The 23,714-nt window shown below is 74.7% G+C and carries 20 protein-coding genes; 8 read left to right on the forward strand and 12 right to left on the reverse strand.

What is annotated here, in order from left to right:
* Positions 1-286: 286 nt before the first annotated feature.
* From ACSNN9_RS20435 to ACSNN9_RS20445, 3 genes are all read right to left on the reverse strand, one after another.
* Complete coding sequence (locus ACSNN9_RS20435; RefSeq protein ID WP_088998544.1) at positions 287-652, reverse strand: WhiB family transcriptional regulator; 366 nt, start codon at positions 650-652, stop codon at positions 287-289.
* 130 nt (positions 653-782) lie between these two features.
* Complete coding sequence (locus ACSNN9_RS20440) at positions 783-1,040, reverse strand: hypothetical protein (protein ID WP_436674927.1); 258 nt, start codon at positions 1,038-1,040, stop codon at positions 783-785.
* A gap of 127 nt (positions 1,041-1,167) precedes the next feature.
* Complete coding sequence (locus ACSNN9_RS20445; RefSeq protein WP_436674928.1) at positions 1,168-3,330, reverse strand: ATP-dependent DNA helicase UvrD2; 2,163 nt, start codon at positions 3,328-3,330, stop codon at positions 1,168-1,170.
* Positions 3,331-3,421: 91 nt separating this feature from the next.
* On the opposite strand from ACSNN9_RS20445, the gene ACSNN9_RS20450 reads away from it, so the two are divergent.
* Positions 3,422-3,664: a mycoredoxin gene (locus ACSNN9_RS20450; protein WP_436674929.1), complete on the forward strand. Its 243-nt coding sequence runs from the start codon at positions 3,422-3,424 to the stop codon at positions 3,662-3,664.
* Between the two features lie 96 nt (positions 3,665-3,760).
* Here ACSNN9_RS20450 and ACSNN9_RS20455 read toward each other — a convergent pair whose 3' ends face one another.
* Positions 3,761-5,209: an MFS transporter gene (locus ACSNN9_RS20455; RefSeq protein WP_436674930.1), complete on the reverse strand. Its 1,449-nt coding sequence runs from the start codon at positions 5,207-5,209 to the stop codon at positions 3,761-3,763.
* Between the two features lie 71 nt (positions 5,210-5,280).
* Between ACSNN9_RS20455 and ACSNN9_RS20460 the strand changes: the two genes are divergently transcribed.
* The 3 genes from ACSNN9_RS20460 (at position 5,281) to ACSNN9_RS20470 (ending at position 7,062) form a co-directional block, all read left to right on the forward strand.
* Positions 5,281-6,261, forward strand: a complete 981-nt coding sequence (locus tag ACSNN9_RS20460) for a helix-turn-helix domain-containing protein (RefSeq protein WP_436674931.1) — start codon at positions 5,281-5,283, stop codon at positions 6,259-6,261.
* Between the two features lie 73 nt (positions 6,262-6,334).
* Entirely contained in the window at positions 6,335-6,571 is a 237-nt protein-coding gene (locus tag ACSNN9_RS20465; RefSeq protein WP_357870625.1) for a DUF397 domain-containing protein, read from the forward strand.
* A 215-nt stretch (positions 6,572-6,786) separates the two neighbouring features.
* Positions 6,787-7,062: a hypothetical protein gene (locus ACSNN9_RS20470; RefSeq protein ID WP_357870649.1), complete on the forward strand. Its 276-nt coding sequence runs from the start codon at positions 6,787-6,789 to the stop codon at positions 7,060-7,062.
* Positions 7,063-7,243: 181 nt separating this feature from the next.
* On the opposite strand, the gene nudC is transcribed toward ACSNN9_RS20470, so the two are convergent.
* From nudC to ACSNN9_RS20485, 3 genes are all read right to left on the reverse strand, one after another.
* Positions 7,244-8,182 carry an NAD(+) diphosphatase gene (gene nudC / locus ACSNN9_RS20475; RefSeq protein ID WP_436674932.1) on the reverse strand — a complete coding sequence of 313 codons (939 nt, stop codon included), beginning with the start codon at positions 8,180-8,182 and terminating at the stop codon, positions 7,244-7,246.
* On the reverse strand, positions 8,179-9,522 hold the full coding sequence (locus ACSNN9_RS20480; RefSeq protein WP_436674933.1) for a M16 family metallopeptidase: 1,344 nt from the start codon (positions 9,520-9,522) through the stop codon (positions 8,179-8,181). The genes nudC and ACSNN9_RS20480 overlap by 4 nt, the downstream gene beginning before the upstream one ends.
* 175 nt (positions 9,523-9,697) lie before the next feature.
* Positions 9,698-11,008: a M16 family metallopeptidase gene (locus ACSNN9_RS20485; RefSeq protein WP_436674934.1), complete on the reverse strand. Its 1,311-nt coding sequence runs from the start codon at positions 11,006-11,008 to the stop codon at positions 9,698-9,700.
* A gap of 263 nt (positions 11,009-11,271) precedes the next feature.
* On the opposite strand from ACSNN9_RS20485, the gene ACSNN9_RS20490 reads away from it, so the two are divergent.
* From ACSNN9_RS20490 to ACSNN9_RS20505, 4 genes are read left to right on the forward strand one after another with little or no spacing between them, the layout of a single operon-like run.
* A complete protein-coding gene (locus ACSNN9_RS20490; protein WP_436674935.1) occupies positions 11,272-12,336 on the forward strand; it encodes an ABC transporter substrate-binding protein in 1,065 nt (354 codons plus the stop codon).
* Positions 12,333-13,112 carry an ABC transporter ATP-binding protein gene (locus tag ACSNN9_RS20495; protein WP_436674936.1) on the forward strand — a complete coding sequence of 260 codons (780 nt, stop codon included), beginning with the start codon at positions 12,333-12,335 and terminating at the stop codon, positions 13,110-13,112. The genes ACSNN9_RS20490 and ACSNN9_RS20495 overlap by 4 nt, the downstream gene beginning before the upstream one ends.
* A complete protein-coding gene (locus ACSNN9_RS20500) occupies positions 13,102-13,986 on the forward strand; it encodes an ABC transporter permease (RefSeq protein ID WP_436674937.1) in 885 nt (294 codons plus the stop codon). Before ACSNN9_RS20495 ends, ACSNN9_RS20500 begins: the two co-directional genes overlap by 11 nt.
* A gap of 1 nt (position 13,987) precedes the next feature.
* Positions 13,988-14,437 (forward strand): RrF2 family transcriptional regulator, encoded by a 450-nt coding sequence (locus ACSNN9_RS20505; RefSeq protein WP_436674938.1) that lies wholly within the window; start codon positions 13,988-13,990, stop codon positions 14,435-14,437.
* Between the two features lie 25 nt (positions 14,438-14,462).
* Here ACSNN9_RS20505 and ACSNN9_RS20510 read toward each other — a convergent pair whose 3' ends face one another.
* The 5 genes from ACSNN9_RS20510 to ACSNN9_RS20530 all read right to left on the reverse strand — a co-directional run bounded on the left by ACSNN9_RS20510 (position 14,463) and on the right by ACSNN9_RS20530 (position 23,706).
* Positions 14,463-14,651, reverse strand: coding sequence for a hypothetical protein (locus tag ACSNN9_RS20510; protein ID WP_436674941.1), 189 nt, complete (start codon positions 14,649-14,651; stop codon positions 14,463-14,465).
* A 175-nt stretch (positions 14,652-14,826) separates the two neighbouring features.
* Positions 14,827-16,158: a DEAD/DEAH box helicase gene (locus tag ACSNN9_RS20515; RefSeq protein WP_436674939.1), complete on the reverse strand. Its 1,332-nt coding sequence runs from the start codon at positions 16,156-16,158 to the stop codon at positions 14,827-14,829.
* Between the two features lie 222 nt (positions 16,159-16,380).
* On the reverse strand, positions 16,381-16,584 hold the full coding sequence (cspE, locus tag ACSNN9_RS20520; RefSeq protein WP_007464836.1) for a transcription antiterminator/RNA stability regulator CspE: 204 nt from the start codon (positions 16,582-16,584) through the stop codon (positions 16,381-16,383).
* Positions 16,585-16,789: 205 nt separating this feature from the next.
* Complete coding sequence (locus ACSNN9_RS20525; protein ID WP_436674940.1) at positions 16,790-20,176, reverse strand: ATP-dependent helicase; 3,387 nt, start codon at positions 20,174-20,176, stop codon at positions 16,790-16,792.
* Positions 20,173-23,706, reverse strand: coding sequence for an ATP-dependent helicase (locus tag ACSNN9_RS20530; RefSeq protein ID WP_436674942.1), 3,534 nt, complete (start codon positions 23,704-23,706; stop codon positions 20,173-20,175). Before ACSNN9_RS20530 ends, ACSNN9_RS20525 begins: the two co-directional genes overlap by 4 nt.
* Between the last annotated feature and the right edge of the window lie 8 nt (positions 23,707-23,714).

The raw sequence follows: 23,714 nt of genomic DNA on the forward strand, positions 1-23,714 counted from the left end.
CGCCCCCCCCCCCCCCCCCCCCCCCCCCTCGGCATCGGGTGGGTTCTAGAGAGCGCCCAGGTCGCGCGCCGCGCGGTTGCGGCTGTTCATGGCGACGGTACGGGCGGAAAGGGTTGCCTCAGTGCTCGTGGTGGTACGACCGGCCTGAGGCCGGCGCATTCGAGCCCGGGACAACGCTTCGTGAAGTAGTTGCATCTCGGCGACTCCGTCAAGGACGTTCAGCATGGTGGTCAGCTCTCTCGTCGCCGGCGTGACACCGGCGTGGGTGGGTTGGATCGGGTGCATGTCAGGCCGCCAGCCGGACCGTGGTGCGCGACTCGGACAGCCCACTGGCCGCCAGTCGTGCCTCGGCCTCGACCCGGAGCGCCGCGTCGCGGGCGAGGTCCTCCTTGCGCGGACGGCCACGGGGCCGCTTGCGCGGGACGACCGCGCCACGCTCGAAGATCTCGCCGCCCCAGACGCCCCAGGGCTCGGCCCGCTCCACCGCCCCGGCCAGGCACTCGACGCGCAGCGGGCAGTCCCCGCAGAGCGACTTGGCCAGCTCGAGCTCGGCGGGCGAGTCGGAGAACCACAGGTCGGGGTCGAACTTCCGGCAGGGCAGGTTCGCCTCCACCTCGACGCTCACGTCGAGCGGGGCCAACGCCAGACTCATCGCCCGGTCACCTCTCTCTCACTTCGATCTCGTGGATCGCATTTCCGACGTACTTGGCGGGCAAAAAAACTGAGGCCGCGGATCCCGGTAGCGGGTTCCGCGGCCTCGAGGTGAGCCGGTGGTCTGAGGATCAGACCGGTCTACCTCGAGGTGGAACTCCGCGGACGTCCATGTGACGCTTGACAGCATCGACGCCCTTGCCCGTGAAGCCACTGGTGCCCTGGATTCCGTTCGGCGCGGTGGCGAGGATCAGCTCGGCCTGAGCCTCGACCCGGTGCACCTGGGAAACCGACGGTCGCGCAGCGGCGAGGGCCACCCGGACAGCCGACAGCGGAGCGACGGCAGCGGGCAGCGCCGCCGGACGCTCGCAGATGTAGACGCTCTCCATTGGTGCCACCTCCTCTGACGTTCTCTCGTGCCGATACGGTCTCTACCCCTCGTGAGCAGCCCGAATGGCGCCGCTCGCGAGGTGTGTCATGAGGCTATTCCTCGCCACGGGGCGAGGGCAAACGAATTTACGGCGAGATTTCGAAAGTTTTCTCTGAGCAGACTTCGTCGACCGCCGCGCCCGCCACCAGCGCCAGCACCGCCTCCCCGTAGAGGCCGAGCTTGCGGGGCCCGATGCCGGCGATGGCGATCAACTCCTCCGCCCGCCCGGGGCGCCGCTCCGCGAGCGCGACCAGGGTGGCGTCGGTGAAGACCACATAGGCCGGTACCCGCTGCCCGCCGGCCACCCGCTGGCGCCAGTCGCGCAGCCGTTCGTGCAGCTCCTCGTCGATGTCAGACGGGCAGGTGGGGCAGCGGCCGAGCTTGCGGTCGGGCCCGGCGAGCAGGGTGGCGCCGCAGATCCGGCAGGAGACGATCTGGGTCCGGCGGCGCTCCGGCCGGCGTGCCGCCGGACCGGCACCGGCCCGCTCCGCCCCGCCCGAGCGGTCGAGCTGCGGCAGGAACCGCGAGGGCCGCCGGGCCCGCCCGCCCGGGGAACGGGCCGAGGCGTACGACAGCCAGAGCCACTCCCTCGCCCGGGTGACGCCGACGTAGAGCAGCCGGCGCTCCTCCTCGACCTGCTCGACGGTCTTGGCGTACGTGGTGGGCAGCGTGCCCTCGGAGAGGCCGACCAGGAAGACCGCGTCCCACTCCAGTCCCTTGGCGGAGTGCAGAGAGGCCAGGGTCACCCCGTCGACGGTCGGCACGTGCTGGGCGGCGGCCCGGCGGGCCAACTCGTCGTTGAAGTCGGCCAGCGTGACCGGGCGCTCGACCGAGGCGGCGGGCCCGATCGGCAGCACCTGCGGGGTGGCCGCGTACTCCTCGGCGAGTTGCACCAGCGCGGCGAGCGCCTCCCACCGCTCGCGGGCGGCGCCGCCGGCGGGGGCGGCGCCGGGGGCCCAGCCGACCGCGGTGAGCGCCTCCACCACGGCGGCGGGCAGCGGGGTCTCCCCCGGGATCGACCGGGTGGCGGCCCGCAGGGCGACCATCGCCTGGCGGACCTCGACCCGCTCGAAGAACCGCTCCGCCCCCTGCACCACGTACGGCACCTGCGCCTCGGTCAGCGCCTTCTCGTACGCCTCGGACTGCGCGTTGGTCCGGAACAGCACTGCGATCTCCTTCGCCGGGGTGCCGGCGTCGACCAGGGCGCGGCAGCGGGCCGCCACCGCGTTGGCCTCGGCCGGCTCGTCGGTGAAGATCCGCAGCTCCGGTTCGGGGCCGGGCGGGCGCTGGCCGACCAGCTCCAGGCGCAGCCGCGCCTCGGCGCCCCGCGCCTGCGAGATCACCGCGTTGGCCAGCCCGACGACCTGCGGGGTGGACCGGTAGTCGCGGACCAGCCGCACCACCGTCGCCCCCCGGTACCGGCGCGGGAAGTCGACCAGGTAGGACGAGGTGGCCCCGGTGAACGAGTAGATCGTCTGGCTGGCGTCGCCGACCACGGTCAGGTCGTCCCGCCCGCCCAGCCACGCCTGGAGCAGCCGCTGCTGGAGGGGGTTGACGTCCTGGTACTCGTCGACGACGAAGTGCCGGTACTGGGCACGGACCTGCTCGGCGACGTCCCGGTGCTCCTCGATGCCCCAGACCGCGGCGCGCAGCATGTCCTCGAAGTCGATCACCCCGTTGGACCGCTTGATCCGCTCGTACGCCGCGAAGACCTCGGCGACCCGCGCCGGCTCGTGCGGGGTGTCCCGCATCGCCTTGGCCGCCGCGACGACGTACTCCCCCGGCTCCACCAGCGACGACTTGGCCCACTCGATCTCGCCGGCGAGGTCCCGGGCGGCCGCCCGGTCGGTGCGCAGGCCGGCCTTGGCCGCGGCGAGGGTGACCAGCCGGACCTTGCTGTCCAGCAGCTCGGGCATGGCCCGCCCCGCCAGCAGCCGGGGCGCGAAGTAGCGCACCTGGCGCAGCGCCGCCGCGTGGAAGGTGCGGGCCTGGACGCCGCCCACCCCGAGCGCGGTGAGCCGGGCCCGCATCTCGGCGGCGGCGCGGGCCGTGAAGGTCACCGCGAGCACGTGCCGGGCGGAGATCTCTCCGGAGAGCGCCCGGTGGGCGATCCGGGAGGTTACCGCGCGGGTCTTGCCGGTGCCGGCGCCGGCCAGGATGCAGACCGGGCCGGCGGGGGCGGTCACCGCCGACCGCTGCTCCGGGTCGAGCCCGGCGAGCACGCGTTCGGATGCTGAGTGAACCACCACAGCGAGGGATTGTCTCAGCTCCGCCGGACGTTACAGCGGTTAGCCTGGCTTGATCGGCAAGCCGCCACGCGGACCGTTGGAGGATCTGACCATGCTGACGATGTATTCCACCACCTGGTGCGGCTACTGCCACCGGCTGAAGTCGCAGCTCGACCGGGAGGGCATCGGCTACGAGGTGGTCGACATCGAGCAGAACCCGAAGGCCGCGGAGTTCGTGATGCGCGTCAACGGCGGCAACCAGACCGTCCCGACGCTGCGTTTCGCCGACGGCAGCGCCCTGACCAACCCCTCGATCACCCAGGTCAAGCAGCACCTGGCCACGATCGACGCCTGACCCGGCACACCGCACCGCCGACGAGCGGCCGCCCTCCCGGGCCGGCCGCTCGTCGCGTATCCAGGGGCGGTCCCGGCGACGACGGGGTCCGGCAGCTCATCGCCCCGGGCTCGGGGGTGTCGTGCCGACCACCTCGTGGCCCGCCGCCCCGGCCCGATCGGCGAGGGCGGGCCCGTCGGCGGGCCGGCGGGGGGCGGGGATCCGGGCGGACGGCGGCGGGCTGAGCGCGCGGCCGTGCCAGAGGTAGCCGCCGGCGAACAGGGTGGCCACCCCGATCAGGGCGAACAGGACGCGGTAGTCCAGCACCCCGACGAGCAGCGCCCCCGCCCCGATCGAGAGCGCCTGCGGCCCGCTGACCATGGCCTCCGAGGCCGCGGCGACCCGGCCGAGCAGCCCCGGCGGGGTGCGCCGCTGGATCAGCGTGTGCAGCCCGACCATGGTCAGCGGCAGCGACACCCCGGCCAGCAGCACCGCGACGAAGCCGAGCCAGAGGTTCGGGTACACCAACGCCAGCGAGGCCGGCCCGAAGAACGCCACCCCGGCGGCGAGCGTGCCCACCTCGCCGGCGCGGCGCACCACGGCCGGGGAGAGCAGCCCGCCGACCAGCCCGCCGACGCCCTGCACGGTGACCAGCACGCCGACGAACGCGGCGTCCCGGCGGAGCCCCTGGTCGACGTACGCGAAGATCAGTGACTCGCTGAAGCCCATCGCCAGCGACCCCAGCCCGTAGCCGAGCAGCGCCCGGCGCAGCGCCGGCTCCCCGACCAGGTGCCGCAGGCCGGCGCCCACCTCGGCCGGCCAGCGCAGCGCGGGCCCGGTGGGCGGCGTCTCCGTCGTCCGGATCAGGCCCACCACGACGGCCGCCGAGAGGAAGCCGACCATCCCGATCACGGCCAGCATCCAGCCGCCGACCGCAGCGTAGAGCCCGGCGCCGGCCAGCGGGCCGATCAGCCGCAACCCCTGGCGCACGGTCTGGAGCACCCCGTTCGCCTCGGCCAGCAGTTCCACCGGCACGAGTTGGCGGATCAGGCCACTGAGCACCGCGCTGAGCGTGATGTACGACAGCCCGTACAGGGCCGCCACCACGTAGATGATCCACACGTCGGCCCGGTCCCGCACCACGAGCAGCGGGGTGAGCAGCACGGCCGTCACCAGGTTCGCCGCCACGAAGAACGGGCGCCGGGGGTAGCGGTCGACGATCCACCCGACCAGCGGGGCCAGGGTCATCGGGGCGATGACCGCGAAGATGGTGGCGCCGGCCAGCCCGTCCGACCCGGTGAGGTCCTTCACCCAGATGGCGAGGGCCAGCAGCAGGATCGACTCGGCGGCCATGCTGGCGAGCAGGCCGCCGAAGAGCAGACGGAAATCCGGGCGGCGCAGGACGGTGCGCATGGGGTCCCTCCGGCGGGGGTGTGCGCGGCGTGGCGCGGTCGGGGTGGCGCGGTCGGGCCGGCGGCGTCGTACCGGACGCCGCTGCCTCCCACGGTCCTCTTTTCTTCGAGACACGCCCCCACCGGGACCTCCGGCGGGAGGCGCGCCGTCCATACTGACCGTGGGGGGCGAATTTCATACAGTTACCGTCGCGTCTGCGGCGGTCCACGGGAAAAGAGGACGTCGTGCCTCCTGCCTCACCCAGCCCGATCCTGCGCCGCCGCAGGTTGGGCACCGAGCTGCGCCGGCTGCGCGAGGCCGCGGGTCTCACGGGAGACCAGGTCATCGAGCGGATCGGCTGGGCGTCCGCGTCCAAGTTGTCCCGGCTGGAGAACGGCCGCAGCCGCCCGGACCCGGAGGACGTCCGCGTGCTGCTGGACCTCTACGGCGTCGACGGGGCGCTACGCGGGGAGCTCCTCGGCATCACCCAGGAGGCCGGCGACATCCGCGGCTGGCTGCGGAACTACCCGGTGATGACCCAGCAGCAGCGCAGCTTCGCCGAGCTGGAGGCGGGCTGCGCGGAGATCTCGGAATACAACCCGGTCCTGGTGCCGGGCCTGCTCCAGACGCCCGACTACGCGTCGGTACGGATCGCCTCGGCCCGCCGGGTCGACGAGGAGGCCGGCGATCCTGAGGCCGGTGAGGACATCGACACCGAGGTGCGGGCCCGGCTGGCCCGCCAGTCGCTGCTCACCCGCGCGACCGACGCGCCCCGCTACACGGCGGTGCTGGAGGAGGCGGCGCTCGGCGGCCGGACGGCGCCGCCGGAGGTGTTGCGCGCGCAGCTCGTGCAGCTCTGCGAACTGGCGATGCTGCCGAACGTCACGCTGCACGTGCTGCCGCGCGACACCCAGATCGGCGACTGGTACCTCCCGCCGACCGCGTTCTCGGTCTACCGGTTCGCCGATCCGCTCGATCCGGAGACGCTGGCGATCGAAGGGGGGTTCACCGACGTCATGTCGACCGAGGCAAACACCCTAAATCGCTATAAAGTGGTGTTCGAGTGGCTATGCACGGCGGCGCTCTCCGAATCGGACACCCTCTCCTGGCTCATCGAGGCGACGGGGCGGCTGCCCGGCACGGCGACCGCGTCCACGGTGGCGTACGGGCCGGCAACGGCGCCGACCCAACGCCGCCGGCATTCCGGGCGCCTGACGGAGCGGTGATCACGGGGGCCCCACCGTCGGGTCGTGCGGCGCCACTCGTTCCATCGGAGCAGTTCACCTCAGGAGTGGCACGATGAACGAGATCCGCAACACGCCGTCCGTACTCGCCCAGCTCGCAGACGCCCCGTGGCGCAAGAGCACGCGCAGCCAGACCTCGAACTGCGTCGAGGTCGCCCCACTGAGGACAGGGCCGGCCGCGGTGGCCCTGCGGGACAGCAAGGACCAGGGCGGTCCGGTGCTGCTGTTCAACCGGGCGGGCTGGCTGGGCTTCATCGCCGGCGCCAAGGACGGACAGTTCGATCTGAACTGATCCACCCACCATCGCGGGGCCGCCGGCAGGCTTGCCGGCGGCCCCGTCGCGTCTGCGCCGCGCCACCCCGCCGACCAGGCATCCGCTGATCGGACGAGGCTCCGGACCAATCGTCGCGTTTCACTTGATGAGACGACCGCGCGGCGTAACATGACGGCAGAGTGACGTGGAACTTCCACCCGTTCCCCACCGTCGCGATTCATCCGGAGACCCGCATGCGGTTCCTGATCGTTCGCACCGACATCCGCGCCGCCGCCGACGTGGACATCGCCGCCGCCTGGGCGTGCGGTGGCCTCCTGCGGGACGAGACCACCGCGCCCGAGCCACGCCGCCAGATCGTGCACGCCGAGGAGCGCGACGCCGCGCTGCTGCTGGCCCGGGCCCTCGCCACGGTCGGCGCGGTCCGCTCCGGGAAGCAACGGGTCAAGGTGCTCCCGCTCGACCAACCGGGCCGCGGACGACGGGCCGCACCCGACGACCGCGGCAGCTGACCCGCACCCAGACGTCCGTCGTGGTCGGACCGGCTCCCCCGCCGCGCTCCTTGCCCCAGCCGACCACGGCGGCCCGTGTTCCCGGTCCGTGACCGCCGCGGCAACGGCGGCCACGGGCCGGGACCGCACGACTCCGGACCGGCGGCGCGGTTGCGCGGGCCACACCGGGCCCGCCGCCGGCTCAGCAGTGCCCGTCGAGCCAGCGGTGGATCAGGAAGAGCGCGATCGACGACGGCGGCGGCAGCACCAGCCGGGCGCCGCCGACCTCCACCGGCCGTCCCGCCAGGGCCGCGCCGATCTCCCTGCGGGAGAACCACCGGGCGTACGCGATCTCGGTCGGGTCCACGTGCACCGGATGCTCCGGGTCGGCGGTGGCGAGGAAGCCGAGCATCAGCGAGCCGGGGAACGGCCAGGCCTGGCTGCCCACGTACGCGATGTCCTCGACGGGGACGCCGACCTCCTCGCGGACCTCGCGCAGCACCGCGGCCTCGGCCGACTCCCCCGGCTCGACGTAGCCGGCGAGGCAGGAGAACCGGCGCTCGCCGGCGGTGTGCGGCCAGGTCGCGTTGTTGCCGAGCAGGCACCGCCCGTCCGGGCCCGCGACGCCGTCGTGCACCAGCACGATCATCGCGGGATCGGTACGCGGCCAGACCCGCTCCCCGGCCGGGTCCACCCGGGACCAGCCGGCCTCGTCCACCTCGGTCGGGTGCCCGGTGGTCGACGAGTAGCGGTGCCGCAGGTGCCAGTTGAGCAGCGCCAGCGCGGTGGTGAACAGCCCGGCGTCGCGGTCGCCGAGCAGGTGTCCCACCTCGCGCAGGTGCGCCGCCCGGGCGCCGGGCACCGCCGGCAGCGGGGCGTCCACGGCGAAGACCGGCACCCCGTCCGGCTCGACGCCGAGGAACATCGGCGCCGTCGGCTCGGGCAGCCCGGCCGGGTCGAGCAGCACGAGCGTCGGCGGCGACGTGTCGGTACGCACCAGCGCCCGGCCGCCGTCGGCGGAGTCGAGCACCAGCACCCGGGCCTGGCTCCACGCCTGCGCCAGCCAGTCGGGGTCGGTGCGCCGGTGGGCCGCCCGGTCGAGGGTGGAACGGGCCAGCGGCGGCGCGACCTCCCCGCTCACGGCCGCGCCGGCTCGGTAGTGACCGGGGCCAGCGCGGCCACCTGCGGTCCGATCCGTTCGGCGTCGCCCAGCACCACGGTGACCGCCCGCGCCGGGGCGAGGTAGCGGGCCGCCGCCTCGGCCACGTCGCCCACGGTCGCCTTCGCCAGCCGGGCGGCGTGCTCGGCGAGGAACTCCAGGCGCAGCCCGCTGCCGGCGTACGCGCTGGTCAGCGAGGCGAGCCCGGCCTGGGTGGACATCCCGAGCTGGAGGGTGCCGAGGGCGTACTGGCGGGCCTGCTCCAGCTCGTCCTCGCGGGGCGGAAGGCTGGCCAGCCGGCCGAGTTCGTACGTCGTCTCCAGCAGCGCCGGCCCGGTGACCTCGGTGGCCACCTCGGCGGCGGCGACCAGCACCGACCCGGCCACCGAGTGCTCGACGAGCGAGTGCGGCCCGTACGTGTAGCCCTTGTCCTCGCGGATGTTCTCCACCCAGCGGGAGGAGAAGTAGCCGCCGAAGATCAGGTTGGCCAGTTGCAGCGCGGCGTGGTCGGGATGGGTGCGGGGCACCGCCGGCAGCGCCATCCGCAGCGAGGACTGCACCGATCCCGGCCGGTCGACCAGCAGCAGCGGCCCGGGCTCCAGCGGCGGGGCGGGCGGCAGGTCGGCGGTGTGCCCGGCGCCGTTCCACCCCGACAGCGCCTTCTCGGCGGCGTCCAGCGCCCGCTCCGGCTGCACGTCACCGACCAGCACCAGCACGGCGTCGGCGGGGTGCACCCGTTGGGCGTGCAGGGTCCGCAGCGCTCCCGGCCGGACCGCCCGGACCGCCTCCGGTTCGGGGGTCTGCACCGCGTACGGGTGCGTGCCGTAGACCCGCCGAAGCAGGGCGGTGCGGGCCAGGTGCGCCGGCTGGCTCCGCGCCACGTGGATCCGGTCGACCAGCCGGTCCCGCTCGGTGGCGACGTCGTCGTTCGGGTAGCTCGCGTCGGTCAGCACCTCGGCGAGGATCTCCAGCATCCGGTCCAGCCCGGTGACCAGCCCGGCGCCGGAGAGCATCAGCCGGTCCGGGTCGATCCCGGCGGAGAGCCCGCCGCCGACCTTCTGCAACTCGGCCGCGATCTGCACGCTGGACATGGTCTTCGTGCCGGAGAGCAGGGTCTGCGCGAGCATGGCGCCCCGGGCCAGGTGGGTGCGGCCGAACGGCATCCACAGCCGCACCTCCACCAGCGGCACCGCCGGCCGGCGTACGGCGATCACGGTCAGCCCGTTGCCCAGCGTGCGCTCGGCCTGCTTCGGCAGCTTGAGCCTGCGGTTCGGGCCGAGCGGTGGCAGCGCCCGGGGCGCGGCCTGTGCGGTTGCCGTCACTGGCTCTCCTCCGTTCGCGACTGCGGGGCTCGCAGACCCGGCTCGGCCCTCGCGCTCACCTGACTCGCCTTCGTTCGCGACTGCGGGGCTCGCAACCCCGGCTCACTCCTCGCGCTCACCTGACTCGCCTTCGTTCGCGACTGCGGGGCTCGCAACCCCGGCTCACTCCTCGCGCTCACCGGCCACCTCCGGGGATGACCTCGATGGACGCGCGGCGCTCGGGCCGCAGGGTGGCCGCGGCGGCGCGGACCTGTTCGTCGGTGACCTCGCCGACGAGCCGGGGCAGGTCGTTGAGCAGCCCCGGCTCGCCGCGCTGCTGCTCCAGCACGGCCATCTGCAACGCCCGGCCGAGCACCGCGTCGGTGTCGCGCAGCAGGTGGGTCGCCATCCGGGCCTGGGTGCGGGCCAGTTCCCCTTCGGCCACGCCCTCGGTGGCCAGCCGGTCCAGCTCCTCGTCGATGGTGCGCAGCACCTTGTCGACGTCCCCGCCGGGCGGCAGGTGCGCCTGGAGCAGCAGCGCCGTCGGGTCCCGCACGTCGAACGGGTCGCCCATGAAGCCGACGTAGCCGCCGAGGCTGGTCACCGCCCGGTCCCGCTGGACCAGCCGCTCGACCAGCCGGGACGCGTCGCCGTCGGTGAGCACCTCGGCCAGCACGACGTACGGCAGGTAGGCGGCGAAGTCGGTGATCGGGTCGGGCACCCGCCAGGCACCGGCCACCGCCGGCAGCGGGGCCAGCTTGTCGGTGTACGAGGCGCGCCGCTCCTCGGTCAGGTCGGGCTCGGTGAAGTCGGGCCGCGCCGGGGCGGGCCGCGCCGGCACGTCGCCGAAGTGCCGCTCGATCAGCGTGGTCGCCTCGGCGACGTCGATGTCGCCGCTGACCGCCAGCACCGCGTTGCCGCTCGCGTAGTAGCGACGGAAGAAGTCGGCGGCGTCGTCGACGGTGGCCGACTCCAGGTCGACGAAGGAGCCGTAGCCGTCGTGCGCGTTCGGGAAGGTGTCGAACATCACCGGCGGCAGGGTCAGCCAGGGGAAGCCGCCGTACGGGCGGTTGAGCACGTTGACCCGGATCTCCTCCTTGACCACGTCGACCTGGTTGCGCAGGTTCTCCTCGGTCAGCCGGGGGCCGCGCATCCGGTCGGCCTCCAGGAACAGCGCCCGCTCCAGGGCGTTGCTCGGCAGGGTCTCGAAGTAGTCGGTGTAGTCCAGGTGGGTGGAGCCGTTGAAGGTGCCGCCCGCCCCCTGCACGTGCCGGAAGTGCGCCAGCTTCTCCAGGTTCTCCGAGCCCTGGAACATGAGGTGCTCGAAGAGGTGGGCGAAGCCGGTGCGCCCCTCGGGCTCAGAACGGATGCCGACGTCGTAGACGACCGCCACCCCGATCACCGGGGCGCTGCGGTCGGGCGTCAGGACCACCCGCAGGCCGTTGTCGAGGGTGAACCGCTCGACCGGGTACTTCGTCGCTGGAATTCTCGATCTCCGCGCCGCCACGGGGTCGACCCTAGCGCGTCGGCACCCCCGCCACCGGCGACCTCTCACCAGCCGGCCCGACCGGCGCCCTGGGCGTCGCGCCCACCTTCCCGGCCCGCCGGGGGCGGCGGACGGGCCACCCGCCGCAAAGCCCATCCAACCAGTAGAGATTGCCGCTTTCCATGGGACGAGAATCCCGGCATGTGGTTGGCCCTTGACGGCAGTTCACCGCCTGACCCACCCTTCCTACCAACTAAGTAGGAATACTGCGGATTGGATGGACGATGAGACGGCTCCCCCTGCGTCGGTGGGTCTCCCTGGCCACCCTCGCCGTCATCGGCGCGGCGACCCTGGGCACCGCCGCCGCCTGCGGCGACGACAGCGAGAGCGCGGGCGGCGGCTCCGGCCCGACCACGCTGCGGCTCGGCTACTTCCCCAACATCACCCACGCGCCGGCCGTGGTCGGCGTGGAGAAGGGCATCTTCGCCGAGAAGCTCGGCGGCGACGTCAAGCTGGAGACGAAGACCTTCAACGCCGGCCCGGCCGCCATCGAGGCGATCTTCTCCGGCGCGCTCGACGCCACGTACATCGGCCCGAACCCGACCGTGAACGCCTTCTCGAAGTCGAAGGGCGAGGCCGTCCGGGTCATCTCGGGCGCGGCCTCCGGCGGCGTCGCGCTCGTCGTGAAGCCCGAGATCACCTCGGTGGAGCAGCTCCGGGGGCGGAAGATCGCCACCCCGCAGCTGGGCAACACCCAGGACGTGGCCATCCGCCACTGGCTCAAGGAGAAGGGCCTCACGACCACCAAGGAGGGCGGCGGCGACGTCAAGATCATTCCACAGGAGAACGCCCAGACGGTGGAGACGTTCAACAGCGGGGCCATCGACGGCGCCTGGGTGCCCGAGCCCTTCGTGTCCCGGCTGGTCAACGCCGGGGGCAAGGTGCTCGTCGACGAGCGCGACCTCTGGCCGGACCGGAAGTTCGTGATCACCAACCTGATCGTCAGCACCAAGTTCCTCAAGGCCCACCCCGACGTGGTGAAGAAGCTGGTCGAGGGTCAGGTCGCCGCGAACGAGTTCGTCAACGGCAGGCCCGACGAGGCGCACCAGGCCATCTCCGACCACATCGGGAAGATCAGCGGGAAGCCGCTGGACCTCAAGCTGATCAAGCAGGCCTGGCCGACGCTGGAGTTCACCAACGACCCGATCGCCTCGTCGCTGAAGACCGGCCTCGACCACGCCGTCGCGGTCGGGCTGACCCAGCCGGTCAGCCTCGACGGCCTCTACGACCTGACCCACCTCAACGAGGTGCTCAAGGGCCAGGGCAGGCCCGAGGTCGGCCAGCCATGACGTCGACCACGACGGCGCCACGCAGCGCGACCGGCTCGGTCGCGCTGCACGGCGTCAGCAAGGTGTACGGGCGCGGGCCCCACGCCGTCGTCGCCCTGGACGGGGTCTCCCTCGACGTCGCGCCCGGCGAGTTCGTCTGCCTGGTCGGGGCCTCCGGCTGCGGCAAGAGCACCCTGCTCAACCTGGTCGCCGGCCTCGACCGGCCCAGCGGCGGGCGCATCGACCTCGACGAGGGCGTCGAGCCGGGACTGATGTTCCAGGAGCCCGCCCTCTTCCCCTGGCTGACCGTCGAGGGCAACGTCGAGGTGCCGCTGAAGCTGCGCGGGCTGCCCCGGGCCGCGCGGCGGGACCGGGTCGCCGAGCTGCTGGGCACGGTGCACCTGGCCGACTTCGGCCGCAAGCGCCCGCACGAGCTCTCCGGCGGCATGCGCCAGCGGGTGGCGCTGGCCCGCACCCTCGCCCTGGACACGCCGGTGCTGCTGATGGACGAGCCGTTCGGCGCGCTGGACGCGATGACCCGGGACATCCTGCACGACGAGCTGGAACGTATCTGGACCGAGCGGCGGCTCACCGTGATCTTCGTGACGCACAACGTCCGCGAGGCGGCCCGGCTCGCCGACCGGATCATCCTGCTCTCCAGCCGGCCCGGCCGGATCATCTGGTCCACCCCGGTCGACGTGCCCCGGCCGCGCCGCATCGACTCCCCCGAGGTCGCCGCGATCGCCGCCGAGGTCACCGGCCGCCTGCGTACGGAGGTGGGCCGCCATGGCCGGTGACACTCTCGCCGCCGTCGGCCGTGCCGACGCGGAGATCTCCGGGCTGGACGCCCTGGAGCTGGCCGGCCGGGAGAACGGGCGCACCCGGGCCAGCCGGCTCTGGGCGGCGACCTGGCCGAAGCTGGCCGCCCTCGCCCTCGCGCTCGCCGCCTGGCAGGTCGTGGTCTGGACCGGTTGGAAGCCCGAGTACTCGCTGCCCGGCCCGGTGGCCGTGGGGCAGGAGCTGCTCCGACAGGTCAGCGGCGTCCAGCTCTGGGAGGGGCTGGTCACCACCCTGCGCCGCGCCGCCCTCGGCTACCTCTTCTCGGTCGCCGTCGGCCTGCTGCTCGGCCTCGCGGTGGCCCGGTCGCGGATCCTGCGGGCCGCGATCGGCTCGATGATCACCGCGTTGCAGACCATGCCGTCGATCGCCTGGTTCCCGCTGGCGATCCTGCTGTTCGAGCTGAGCGAGAAGGCCATCTTCTTCGTGGTGGTGCTCGGCGCCGCGCCGTCCATCGCCAACGGCGTGATCGCCGGCGTGGACTACGTGCCGCCGCTGCTGCTGCGCGCCGGCCGCAACCTCGGCGCCCGGGGACTGGACCTGTACCGGTACGTCATCGCGCCCGCCGCGTTGCCGGCCATCGTGGCCGGCCTCAAGCAGGGCTGGGCGTTCTCCTGGCGCAGCCTGATGGCCGGCGAGCTGATCGTGGTCGGCATCTCCCAGACCTCGCTGGGCGCGCAGCTGACCTACTCGCGGGAGCTCTCCGACTCGCCGTGGCTGATCTCCACGATGATCGTGATCCTGGTGCTGGGCCTGGTGGTCGACGCCGCGTTCGGGGCGGCGGACAAGGCGATCCGGCGTCGGTGGGGCGTGCTGGACCAGGCGGGTCAGTGACGTGTACGTCTCCGCGCGCAGTGACTACGCGCTCCGGGCCATGCTCGTCGTCGCCGCCGCGGCCCCCGGCGGTGGCGGCGAGCTGGTCAAGGCGGGGGCGCTGGCCGACAGCCAGGGCATCCCGCTGAGCTTCCTCCAGGGCATCCTGCTCGACCTGCGCCGGGCCGGCCTGCTGGTGAGCCACCGGGGCACCGAGGGCGGGTACGCCCTGGCCCGCCCCGCGGTCGAGATCAGCGTCGGCGACGTGCTCCGCGCGATCGGCGGGTCGCTGACGACCGTCCGCGGGCTGCCGGCCGAGCGGGCCGGCTACGCGGGCGTGGCGACCGGCCTGCGCGACGTCTGGCTGGCCGTGCACGGTGCGATCGCCCTGGTGGTCGACCGGACCACCCTCGCCGACCTGCTGGGGGTGCAACACCGGCCGTCCGGCGCCGGGGAGACCCGCGCCCGCTGACCGCCCGGCCACCGGCGGGCGGTGCTCAGCCGGCGGTGGACGCCGGCCGCTCCGTCGGGCTGCGAAGCTCGACCGGGGCGGCCGGCGCGGCCCCGTCCGGGGTGACGTGCCACGGCGCGAACACCACGACCACGGCGAGCAACAGCCCGGCCAGCGCCACCGCGAGCACCAGCAACAGTTCCCGCGCCGCGCCCGAGCCGGCGTCGCCCACCATGGTCACCCCTCCCACGCCGGGCGGTCCCGCCCGGATCTTTCCCCCACCCTCAGCTTCCACCACCCACGGCGGCGGAAACAGTCGCCGATCGGACGTAACGTCCGCTGATTCCGGACTCAGCGACCGGCTCCGGGCACGGGTGCCCGGAGCCGGTGGGAGGAGCGGAAAGGGTCGGTCAGGAGGCGTGCGGAGCGCGGGGACGGCGGGAGCGGCGGGGGCGCCCCGAGGCGCGGTGCGGAGCCCGGCCACCGTCACCGGCGCGACCGGCCGACCGGCCGCCGGCTGATCCGGAGGGGGCGGCCTGCGGCGGGGGCGGCGCGATCGTCACCGGCACGCCGGACGGCTCCCGGGCGCCGGTCACCCGGGCCAGGGCCTCGTCGCCGGGACGCACCTGGACGGACTCGGGACGGATGCCGGCGGTCGACATCAGCCGGGACACGTCCCGGCGCTGCTCCGGCAGGACCAGGGTGACCACCGCGCCGGACTCCCCCGCCCGGGCGGTACGCCCACCACGGTGCAGGTAGTCCTTCGCCTCGGTGGGCGGATCCACGTTGACCACCATGTCCAGCCCGTCGACGTGGATGCCCCGGGCCGCGACGTCGGTGGCGACCAGCGCCGTCACCTGCCCGGTGCGGAACTGCTCCAGGATCCGGGTGCGCTGCGGCTGCGACTTCCCGCCGTGCAGCGCGGCCGCGCGTACCCCCTTGGACAGCAACTGTCGGGCGAGCCGGTCGGCGCGGTGCTTGGTGCCCATGAACAGGATGGTGCGGCCCTCGCGGGCGGCGATCCAGGTCAGCGCGGTGGGCTTGTCCACCGCGTCGACGTGCAGCACGTGGTGGGTCATCGCGGTCACCGTGGCGGTGCCCGGGTCGACCGAGTGCGAGACCGGGTTGCTGAGGAAGCGTCGCACCAGGCGGTCCACGCCGCCGTCGAGGGTGGCCGAGAAGAGCATCCGCTGCCCGTTCGGGGCGACCTGCTCCAGCAGCTTGGTGACCTGCGGCAGGAAGCCCATGTCGGCCATCTGGTCGGCCTCGTCGAGCACGGTGATGCCGACCTGGTCCAGCCGGGCGTCCCCGCGGTTGATCAGGTCGTGCAGCCGGCCGGGGGTCGCCACGACCAGCTCGGCGCCCGCGCGCAGGGCGTCCGCCTGGCGTTGCAGCGAGAGCCCGCCGACGACGGTGGCGCAGCGCAGCCCGACGGCCCGGGCGTACGGGTCGAGCGCGGTGGTGACCTGCTGGGCCAGCTCGCGGGTCGGCACCAGCACCAGGGCCAGCGGCCGGCCCGGGCGGGCCCGACGCCCGGCGGTGCGGGACAGCAGGGGGAGCCCGAAGGCGAGCGTCTTGCCGGAGCCGGTGCGGCCCCGGCCGAGCACGTCGCGGCCCGCGAGCGAGTCCGGCAGGGTCGCCGACTGGATCGGGAACGGCTCGGTGATGCCCTGGGCGGTCAGCTCGGCGAGCAGCGCCGGGGCCAGCCCGGTGAGGGCGAAAGAGGGTACGACGGTGGTCATGCGGAAGCCTTCCTCGACGCGGCACGTGTCGAGGGAGGGCGCCGAAGGCGGCGCTGTCACCGGCGGACCAGGCCGCGGGTGACTCACAAGCACGAACCGAAAGGGGTACGGGGCCCGGCCCGCCGCCGACTCGCCGCCTGCTCACGCAGGTCGACGGGGCGGCGGACCGGTCCCGTCACCGCACCCGGAGGGCGCGGTGGGTGTTACGTGGAGATCCGAAGATCAGAGCGGGCGGATGTTCTCCGCCTGCGGGCCCTTCTGGCCCTGGGTCACCTCGAACTCGACCCGCTGGTTCTCGTCCAGGCTCCGGTAGCCGGAGGACTGGATGGCCGAGAAGTGGGCGAAGACGTCGGCGCCGCCGCCGTCCGGGGTGATGAAGCCGAAGCCCTTGTCAGCGTTGAACCACTTGACGGTGCCAATAGCCATTTTTGTTTCGTCTCCTTGACGGAACGTCGAACCCGCACTTGTTGCGGACTCGAAGAGGAGCGCGCCACGCGGAACTGCCTGGCTCGCTTGTCGCTTCTGGTCGCCCCGCCCGGAGAACTCCGGACACAACAAAGAGCGCCTGGGCCACAATCCTCCAGGCGCACACAGAGTCTCTGGGAACCATAACTGCAACGCGACCAACCTATCACGGATTCGGCCCCGCGCCACCGTCTGCCGGAATTTCCGGTACGGAAGCGATCAGCGCGGTCAGCCCGTCCGCGTCGAGCAGGTCCGCCGGGCGGACCGTGACCCCGTCCCGCACGTAGTGGAACGCCGCGCCGACCCGCTCCACCGGCACGCCGGCCAGCTCCGCCCAGGCCAGTCGGTAGACCGCGAGCTGCACGGCGGCCACGTCGGCGGCGGCGCCGGCGGGCTGCCGGCCGGTCTTCCAGTCGACCACGTCGAACCGCCCGCCGGGCCGGGCGAAGACGGCGTCCATCCGCCCCCGCACCACCACCTGTGCGATCACTGTGGCGAAGGGCACCTCCACCTCGACCGGAACCCGGTCGGCCCACTCGCTGGCCAGGAAGCGCTCCTGGAGCTCGGCCAGCGCCTCGTCCGGCGCCGCGTCCGCGTCGGCCGCGCCCGGCAGTTCGTCCAGGTCGAGCAGCCGGTCGGCGCCGAACCGCTGCTCCAGCCAGGTGTGGAAGGCGGTGCCCCGGCGGGCGTACGGATTGGGCTCGGTGGGCACCGGGCGGCGCAGCGCGCGGGCCAGCGCCGCCGGGTCCCGGCGCAGCGCCACCAGCTGGGTCACCGACAGCTGGCCCGGCAGCGCCACCTCGACCGCACCGGACTGCCGGGTCAGCTCGGCCCGCTCGGCGAGCAGCAGGTCGGCCTCCCGCCGCCACCGCGCCACGTCCGGGTCGTCGACCGGCTGATCCGGGCTTTCGCCGGAGGCACCATCGCCCTCGGCGAGGAAGCGGCGGACCAGGGCGGCCGCCTCCGCCAGCGCCGGCCGGCGGGCGCCCAGCGGGTCGGCCGGCCACTCGGCGCGCAGCACCACCTCGGTCGTCGGGTTGACCGCGTCGCCGGGCGGCTCCGGCGCCCACTCGTCGACCAGGTGCCCCGCGCCGGCGTCCAGGCAGGCGTCGTGCACCTCCCGCAGCAGCACCGACGGGCCGCGCGGCCGTTTGGTGCCCTCCCCCCACCAGTAGCCGGAGCAGAGCAGCAGCCGCCGGGGCCGGGTCACCGCCACGTACGCCAGCCGGCGCTCCTCCCGCTCGTCGTGCGCCCGCCAGGCGTCGGTGAAGTCCTCCAGCGCCCGGGCCACCCCCCGCTGGTCCTCGGCCTCGGCGAGGCCCAGCTCGGGCAGCCCGTCGGCGTCGCCGCGCAGCGGGAACGGCAGCACGCCGAGCCCGCCGAGCCAGTGGTCGGAGTTGCGCACCGGCCCCGGCCAGACGCCCCGGCTCAGCCCGGCCACCGCCACCACGTCCCACTCCAGGCCCTTCGCGGCGTGCGCGGTGAGGATCTGCACCGCGCCCTCGACCACCTCCACCTCGCCCGGGGTGAGGCCACGTTCCTCGTCCTCGGCGGCGGCCAGGTAGGCCAGGAACCCCGACAGGGTGGCGCCCGGCGTCTCGCCACTGAACCGGGCGGCGACGTCGCCGAGCGCGTCCAGGTGGCCCCGGGCCAGGCCGGCGTCCCCGGCCCCGTCCCGGCCCGCCCGCACCGCCACCTCCACGTCCAGGCCGATCGTCCGCTCGATGTCCGCGATCAGCTCCGGCAGGGACTGGTCCAGCCGGTAGCGCAGCAGGCCCAGCTCCCGGGCGTACGCCCGCAGCCGCACGTAGCCCTCCGCCGAGTACGCCTGCGCCGGACCCAGGTCGGCCAGCGCCTCGACCAGCGTCGCCTCGTCGAGCAGGTCCGGGCTGATCTCCGGGGTGCCGTCGTCGGCGAGCCTGCGCCGGGCCGCCGCGATGGCCTTCGCCCGGCGGTGCAGGGCCACCAGGTCGCGGGGCCCGATCCGCCAGCGCGCGCCGGTCAGCAGCCGCAGCAGCGCGGCCCCGTCCGTCGGGTCGGCCAGCACCCGCAGCGTGCACACCACGTCGCGCACCTCGGGGGTGTCCAGCAGGCCACCCAGGCCGACCACCTCGACCGGCAGGCCGCGCTCGCGCAACGCCGACTCGATCGCCGGGATCTGGCTGCGCAGCCGTACGAGCACGGCGGTGGTGGGCCGCAGCGGCACCGGGATGTGCTCGGGCAGCACGCCGGGCATCCCCGCCGCGCCGCGCCAGGCGTGCAGCACGCTGTCGGCGATCCAGTCGGCCTCGTCGGCGTACGTCCGCAGCAGGGCGCAGTGGACGGTGCCGCCGGCGGCGCCGCGGGCGCTGCGGTGCGGGACCGGCTCCCGGACGCTCATCGCCGCGCGCAGCTCCGGCACCCGCGCGCCGGCGGCCCGCAGCGGGGTGGCCAGGGCGTTCGCGACGCCGAGGATCTCGGGCCGGTTGCGCCAGCTCGTGGTGAGGCCGAGCACCTCGGCCGGCGCCCCGTCGGCGCGGGCGAACTCCGTGGGGAAGCGGTCCAGGGTGCCGGCGCTCGCCCCGCGCCAGCCGTAGATCGACTGGCACGGGTCACCGACCGCGGTCACCGGGTGCCCGCCGCCGAAGAGCGCGTTGAGCAGCACCACCTGGGCGTGGCTGGTGTCCTGGTACTCGTCCAGCAGCACCACCCGGAAGCGGTCGCGCTCGATCTCGCCGACCCCGGGGTGGTCCCGGGCCACCCGGGCCGCCCGGGCGAGCTGGTCGGCGAAGTCCATCGCCTCGAAGTCCTCCTTGCGCCGGGCGTACGCGCGCACCAACGGAAGCAGCTTCAGCCGGGTCTGCTGGAGTTGCAGCGCCTTTCGCACGTCGGCGTAGACCCGGCCGGGGCGCGCCTGCACCTCGGCGAAGAAGCGGCCCGTCCAGGCGGCCAGCGCGTCCGGGTCGACCAGGTGCTCGTCCAGCTCCCCGGCGAGCGCCAGCACCGCGTCGGTGACCGTGCTCGGCATCCGGTCCACCTCGGACATGTCGCCGTCGTAGTTGCGCACCAGCAGGTCGACCAGCTGCCAGCGGGACGCCTCGGTGAGCAGGCGGGTGGACGGCTCGTAGCCGGCCCGCAGCCCGTGCTCGGTGACGATCCGACCGGCGTACGAGTGGTAGGTGGAGACGGTCGGCTCCCCGGCCAGCGGGTCGTCGAGCGGGTCGCGCCCCCGCCGCCCGAGCCGCCGCACCAACTGGTCGAGCCGGGTACGCACCCGGTGCGCCAGCTCCCCGGCGGCCTTGCGGGTGAAGGTCAGCCCGAGCACCTGCTCCGGCCGCACGTACGAGTTGGCGACGAGCCAGACCACCCGGGCGGCCATCGTCTCGGTCTTGCCCGACCCGGCGCCCGCCACCACCAGCAGCGGCTCCACGGGGGCGGCGATGATCGCCGCCTGTTCCCGGGTCGGCGCGGGCAGCCGCAGCAGCTTCGCCAGCTCCACCGGGGTGTACCGGGGACCGGCGTCGGCGACCCGGGGCGCGGGGGTCGCGGTGCTGAACAGGGCGGGCTGCGTCACGTCTTCTCCGGGCGCTGCACGGTCGGCGGCTCGACCACCTGGCGGCCCTGCCCGGACACCGGGCAGCTCGTCCGCACCGGGCAGACCCGGCACTTCGAGTTGGCGACCGCGGCGAAGGTGGCGGCGGCCATCGTATCGGCGGTGCGCCGGACCAGCGCGGTCGCCCAGCCGGCCTCCGGGCCCTCCCCGGCCGGCGGTTGGCTCTGCTCCCGCGCGTCCTTCGCGCCGGTGCCGAGCTGCACCAGGGCCGCCCCGCCGGACTCCTCGCCGAAGTCGGCGAAGGCTCCCGCCTCCACCGCCGCCTGGTAGGCGCCGAGCTGCGGGTGCTCGGCGAGGTCGTGGGCCGTGACGGCGGTGGACTTGCCGGTCTTCAGGTCGATCACGACCAGCCGGCCGTCCTCGTCGACCTCCAGCCGGTCCACCCGGCCGACCAGCTCGACCGGCCGGTGCGGGTCGTCGAGGCGCACCGCGAACTCGTGCTCGATGGCGAGCAGCCGACGCGGGTTCGCGGCCAACCAGCGGAGCAGCTTGTCCACCATCGCCTCGGCGCGGCTGTGCTCCGGCCCGACCATCCACCGGGCGGCCAGCTCGATCGCGTCGAACCGGGCGGCGACGTAGTCCAGCAGGGCGCCCCGGTCGGCGCTGGCGTCCTCGGCGAGCATCGCGGCGGCGTGCACCAGGTTGCCGACCCCCTGGGCGGCGCTGGCCGGCGGGCTGCCGCCGTGCCGCTCCAGCAGCCAGCGCAGGCTGCACCGCAACGCGCTCTCCATCGCCGACGGGGTGACCCGGACCGGCTCCCCCTCGTCGACCAGCGGGCGGTCGTCGGAGAGCTGCCGCAGCCCCCACCAGTCGTCCGGGTGCGCGCCGGCCACCCCGGCGGCGGCGAGCCGGGCCAGCTCGGCAGCCGCCGCGTGCCGCCGGGCGTAGGGCGCGGCCGGGTCACTGACGGCGGTACGCAGCTCCGCCACCAGCGCCGGCAGGGTCAGCGCCCGGGGCGGCCGGCTCACCGGCAACGCGCCCGGCCGGTCCGGTTCCTCCTCGGCTCCGGCGGGACCGCCGTCGCCTGGGAGCGCACGGCCGCCGTCCGGGGACGGAGAGCCGCCGTCCGGGAGCGGAGAGCCGCCGTCCGGGGACGGAGAGCCGCCGCCCGGGGACGGAGAGCCGCCGCCCGGGGACGGAGAGCCGCCGTCCGGGAGCGCCGGGCCGTCGGCGGAGGGCGGCGGGCCGTCGCCCGGGGCGGGCGGGTCGGTCGGGCCCAGCTCGTAGAGGAAGCGGCTCGGCTGCTCCTCGTGGTCGTCGCCGCCCACGGCGGCGGAGGCGACCGCGCTGACCAGCAGCCGCCGCCGGGCCCGGGTGACCGCGACGTGGAACAGCCGGCGCTCCTCGTCGAGCAGCGCCGAGGTCTGCCCGACCAGGGCGGCCACCGCGCCCGCGCCGGCCGTCCTACCGGCGAGCACGTCGACCAGGCGCTCCGAGCCGAGCAGGCTGCCCCGCAGCCGCAGGTCGGGCCAGACGCCCTCCTGCACCCCGGCGACCGCCACCAGATCCCACTCCAGCCCCTTGGCGGCGTGGGCGGTGAGCAGGCGCACCGCCTCCCCCCGGTCGGCGGTCGGGGCGAGAGTGTCGGCCGGCAGGTCCTGGCCGAGCACGTGGTCGAGGAAGACCTCCGTGCGCGCGCCGGGCAGCCGGTCGGTGAACCGGGCCGCCGCGTCGAAGAGCACCATCACGGCGTCGAGGTCGCGGTCGGCCGCCTCGGCGCGGCGGCGCCGCGCGACGTCGCCCTCGCCGGCCACCGTCTGACCACGGCCGGTCGCCGCCGACCACAACTCGGCGAGCCCGCTGGCCCGCCAGACCGCCCAGAGCACGTCCTCCGCCGTGGCGCCGGGCCGCGCGGCGGCCTCCCGGGCGACGGCCAGCAGGCCGGCCACCGTCTGCGCCGGCTCCGCCCAGTGCCGCTCGATCCCGGCCAGCTCCGCCGGGTCGCGCAGCGCCTCCACGATCAGCTCGCCGGAGGGCCGGCGGTCGCCCCCGGCCAGCGCCAGGGCGCGCAGTCCCTGCCGCAGCCGCCGCTCCGCCAGCGGATCGGCGCCGCCGAGCGGCGAGTGCAGCAGGGCTACGGCGGCCTCCTCGTCGAGCCGCTCGGGCTCCAGCGCGCAGCGCAGCAGGAGCAGCAGCGGTGCGACCGCCGGTTGCAGGTGCAACGGCAGGTCCTCGCCGTGCACGACGGTGGGCACCCCGGCGGCGTGCAGGGCGCGTTGCAGCGACGGCAGCTGCCGCCCGGTGGAGCGCACCAGCACGGCCATCTCCGACCAGGGCACGCCGCCGAGCAGGTGCGCCTCGCGCAGCGCGTGCGCCAGCCAGGCCGCCTCGCTGGTGGCCGAGCGGAAGGTGCGTACCTCGACCGAGCCGGGCGGTGCGTCGGGCAGCGGGTGCAGCCGGCGGTGCGCCGCCGGGCCACGCAGCCGCCGCGCCAGCCGGCCGGACGCGGCCAGCAGCCGGGCACCGGCCCGGTAGGAGGTGGTGAGCACCACCTGCGCCGCGGGCGCCCCGGAGGCGGTGCGGAAGCGGTGCGGGAACGTCGCCACCCCCGCCGGGTCCGCGCCACGGAACGCGTAGGTGGAGGAATCCGGGTCGGCGAACGCCACTAGGGGCTTGCCGCCCCCGGCCACCGTCGCGAGCAGGTCCTGCTGGGCCGGGTCGGTGTCGGCCAGCTCGTCGACGTAGACGTACGCCAGCCGCCGGCGCTCGGCCGCGAGCAACTCGGGGTCGTCGAGCAGCATCCCGGTGGCGGCCCGGACCAGCTCGGCGGGGTCGTACGCGACGGAGCCGCGGTTGCTGACGTCGCGCAGGGCGAGCACGGCCACGTACTCCCGCAGGAAGCGCGCGGCGGCAGGCCAGTCGGCGCGGCCGAGCTTCTCGCCCAGCCGGGCCAGCTCGACCGGGCCGACTCCCCGCTCGGCGGCGCGCATCAGCAGGTCGCGCAGCTGCGCGGCGAAGGCCCGGGTGCGCAGCGCGGGGCGCAGGTCCTCCGGCCAGCCGACCGGGTCGTCGTCGGGTTCCTCGCCGACCACGTCGAGCAGCTCACGGATGATCAGATCCTGCTCCGGACCGGTGAGCAGCCGGGGAGACGGCTCGCCGCGCTCGGCCGCGGCCCGACGCAGCAGCCCGAAGGCGTACGCCGGAAGGGTGCGCACCAGCGGCTCGCGCAGCACGCGGTGCCCGTCCTCGGCGACCCGGGCCTCGATCCGCTGGCGCAGCGCGGTGGCCCCCCGACGGCCGAAGGTGAGCACCAGGATCCGCTCCGGATCGACGCCCTCGGCCACCCGCGCGGCGACGGCCTCGACCAGCGTGCCGGTCTTGCCCGTGCCGGGGCCGCCGAGCACCAGCATCGGCCCGTCGGTGTGCGCCACGATCTCGGCCTGGCGCGGATCGGTCAGCCGCGCCGCCCCACGCCGCGCGGCCCCGCCGGCCTGGGCCTGCTCACCGTGACCGACACGGTCCCCGCCGCCCTGGACGCCCTCGAACTCCACCTGACCTG

The sequence above is a fragment of the Micromonospora sp. URMC 107 genome (genome assembly GCF_051386315.1).
Lineage (GTDB): Bacteria > Actinomycetota > Actinomycetes > Mycobacteriales > Micromonosporaceae > Micromonospora.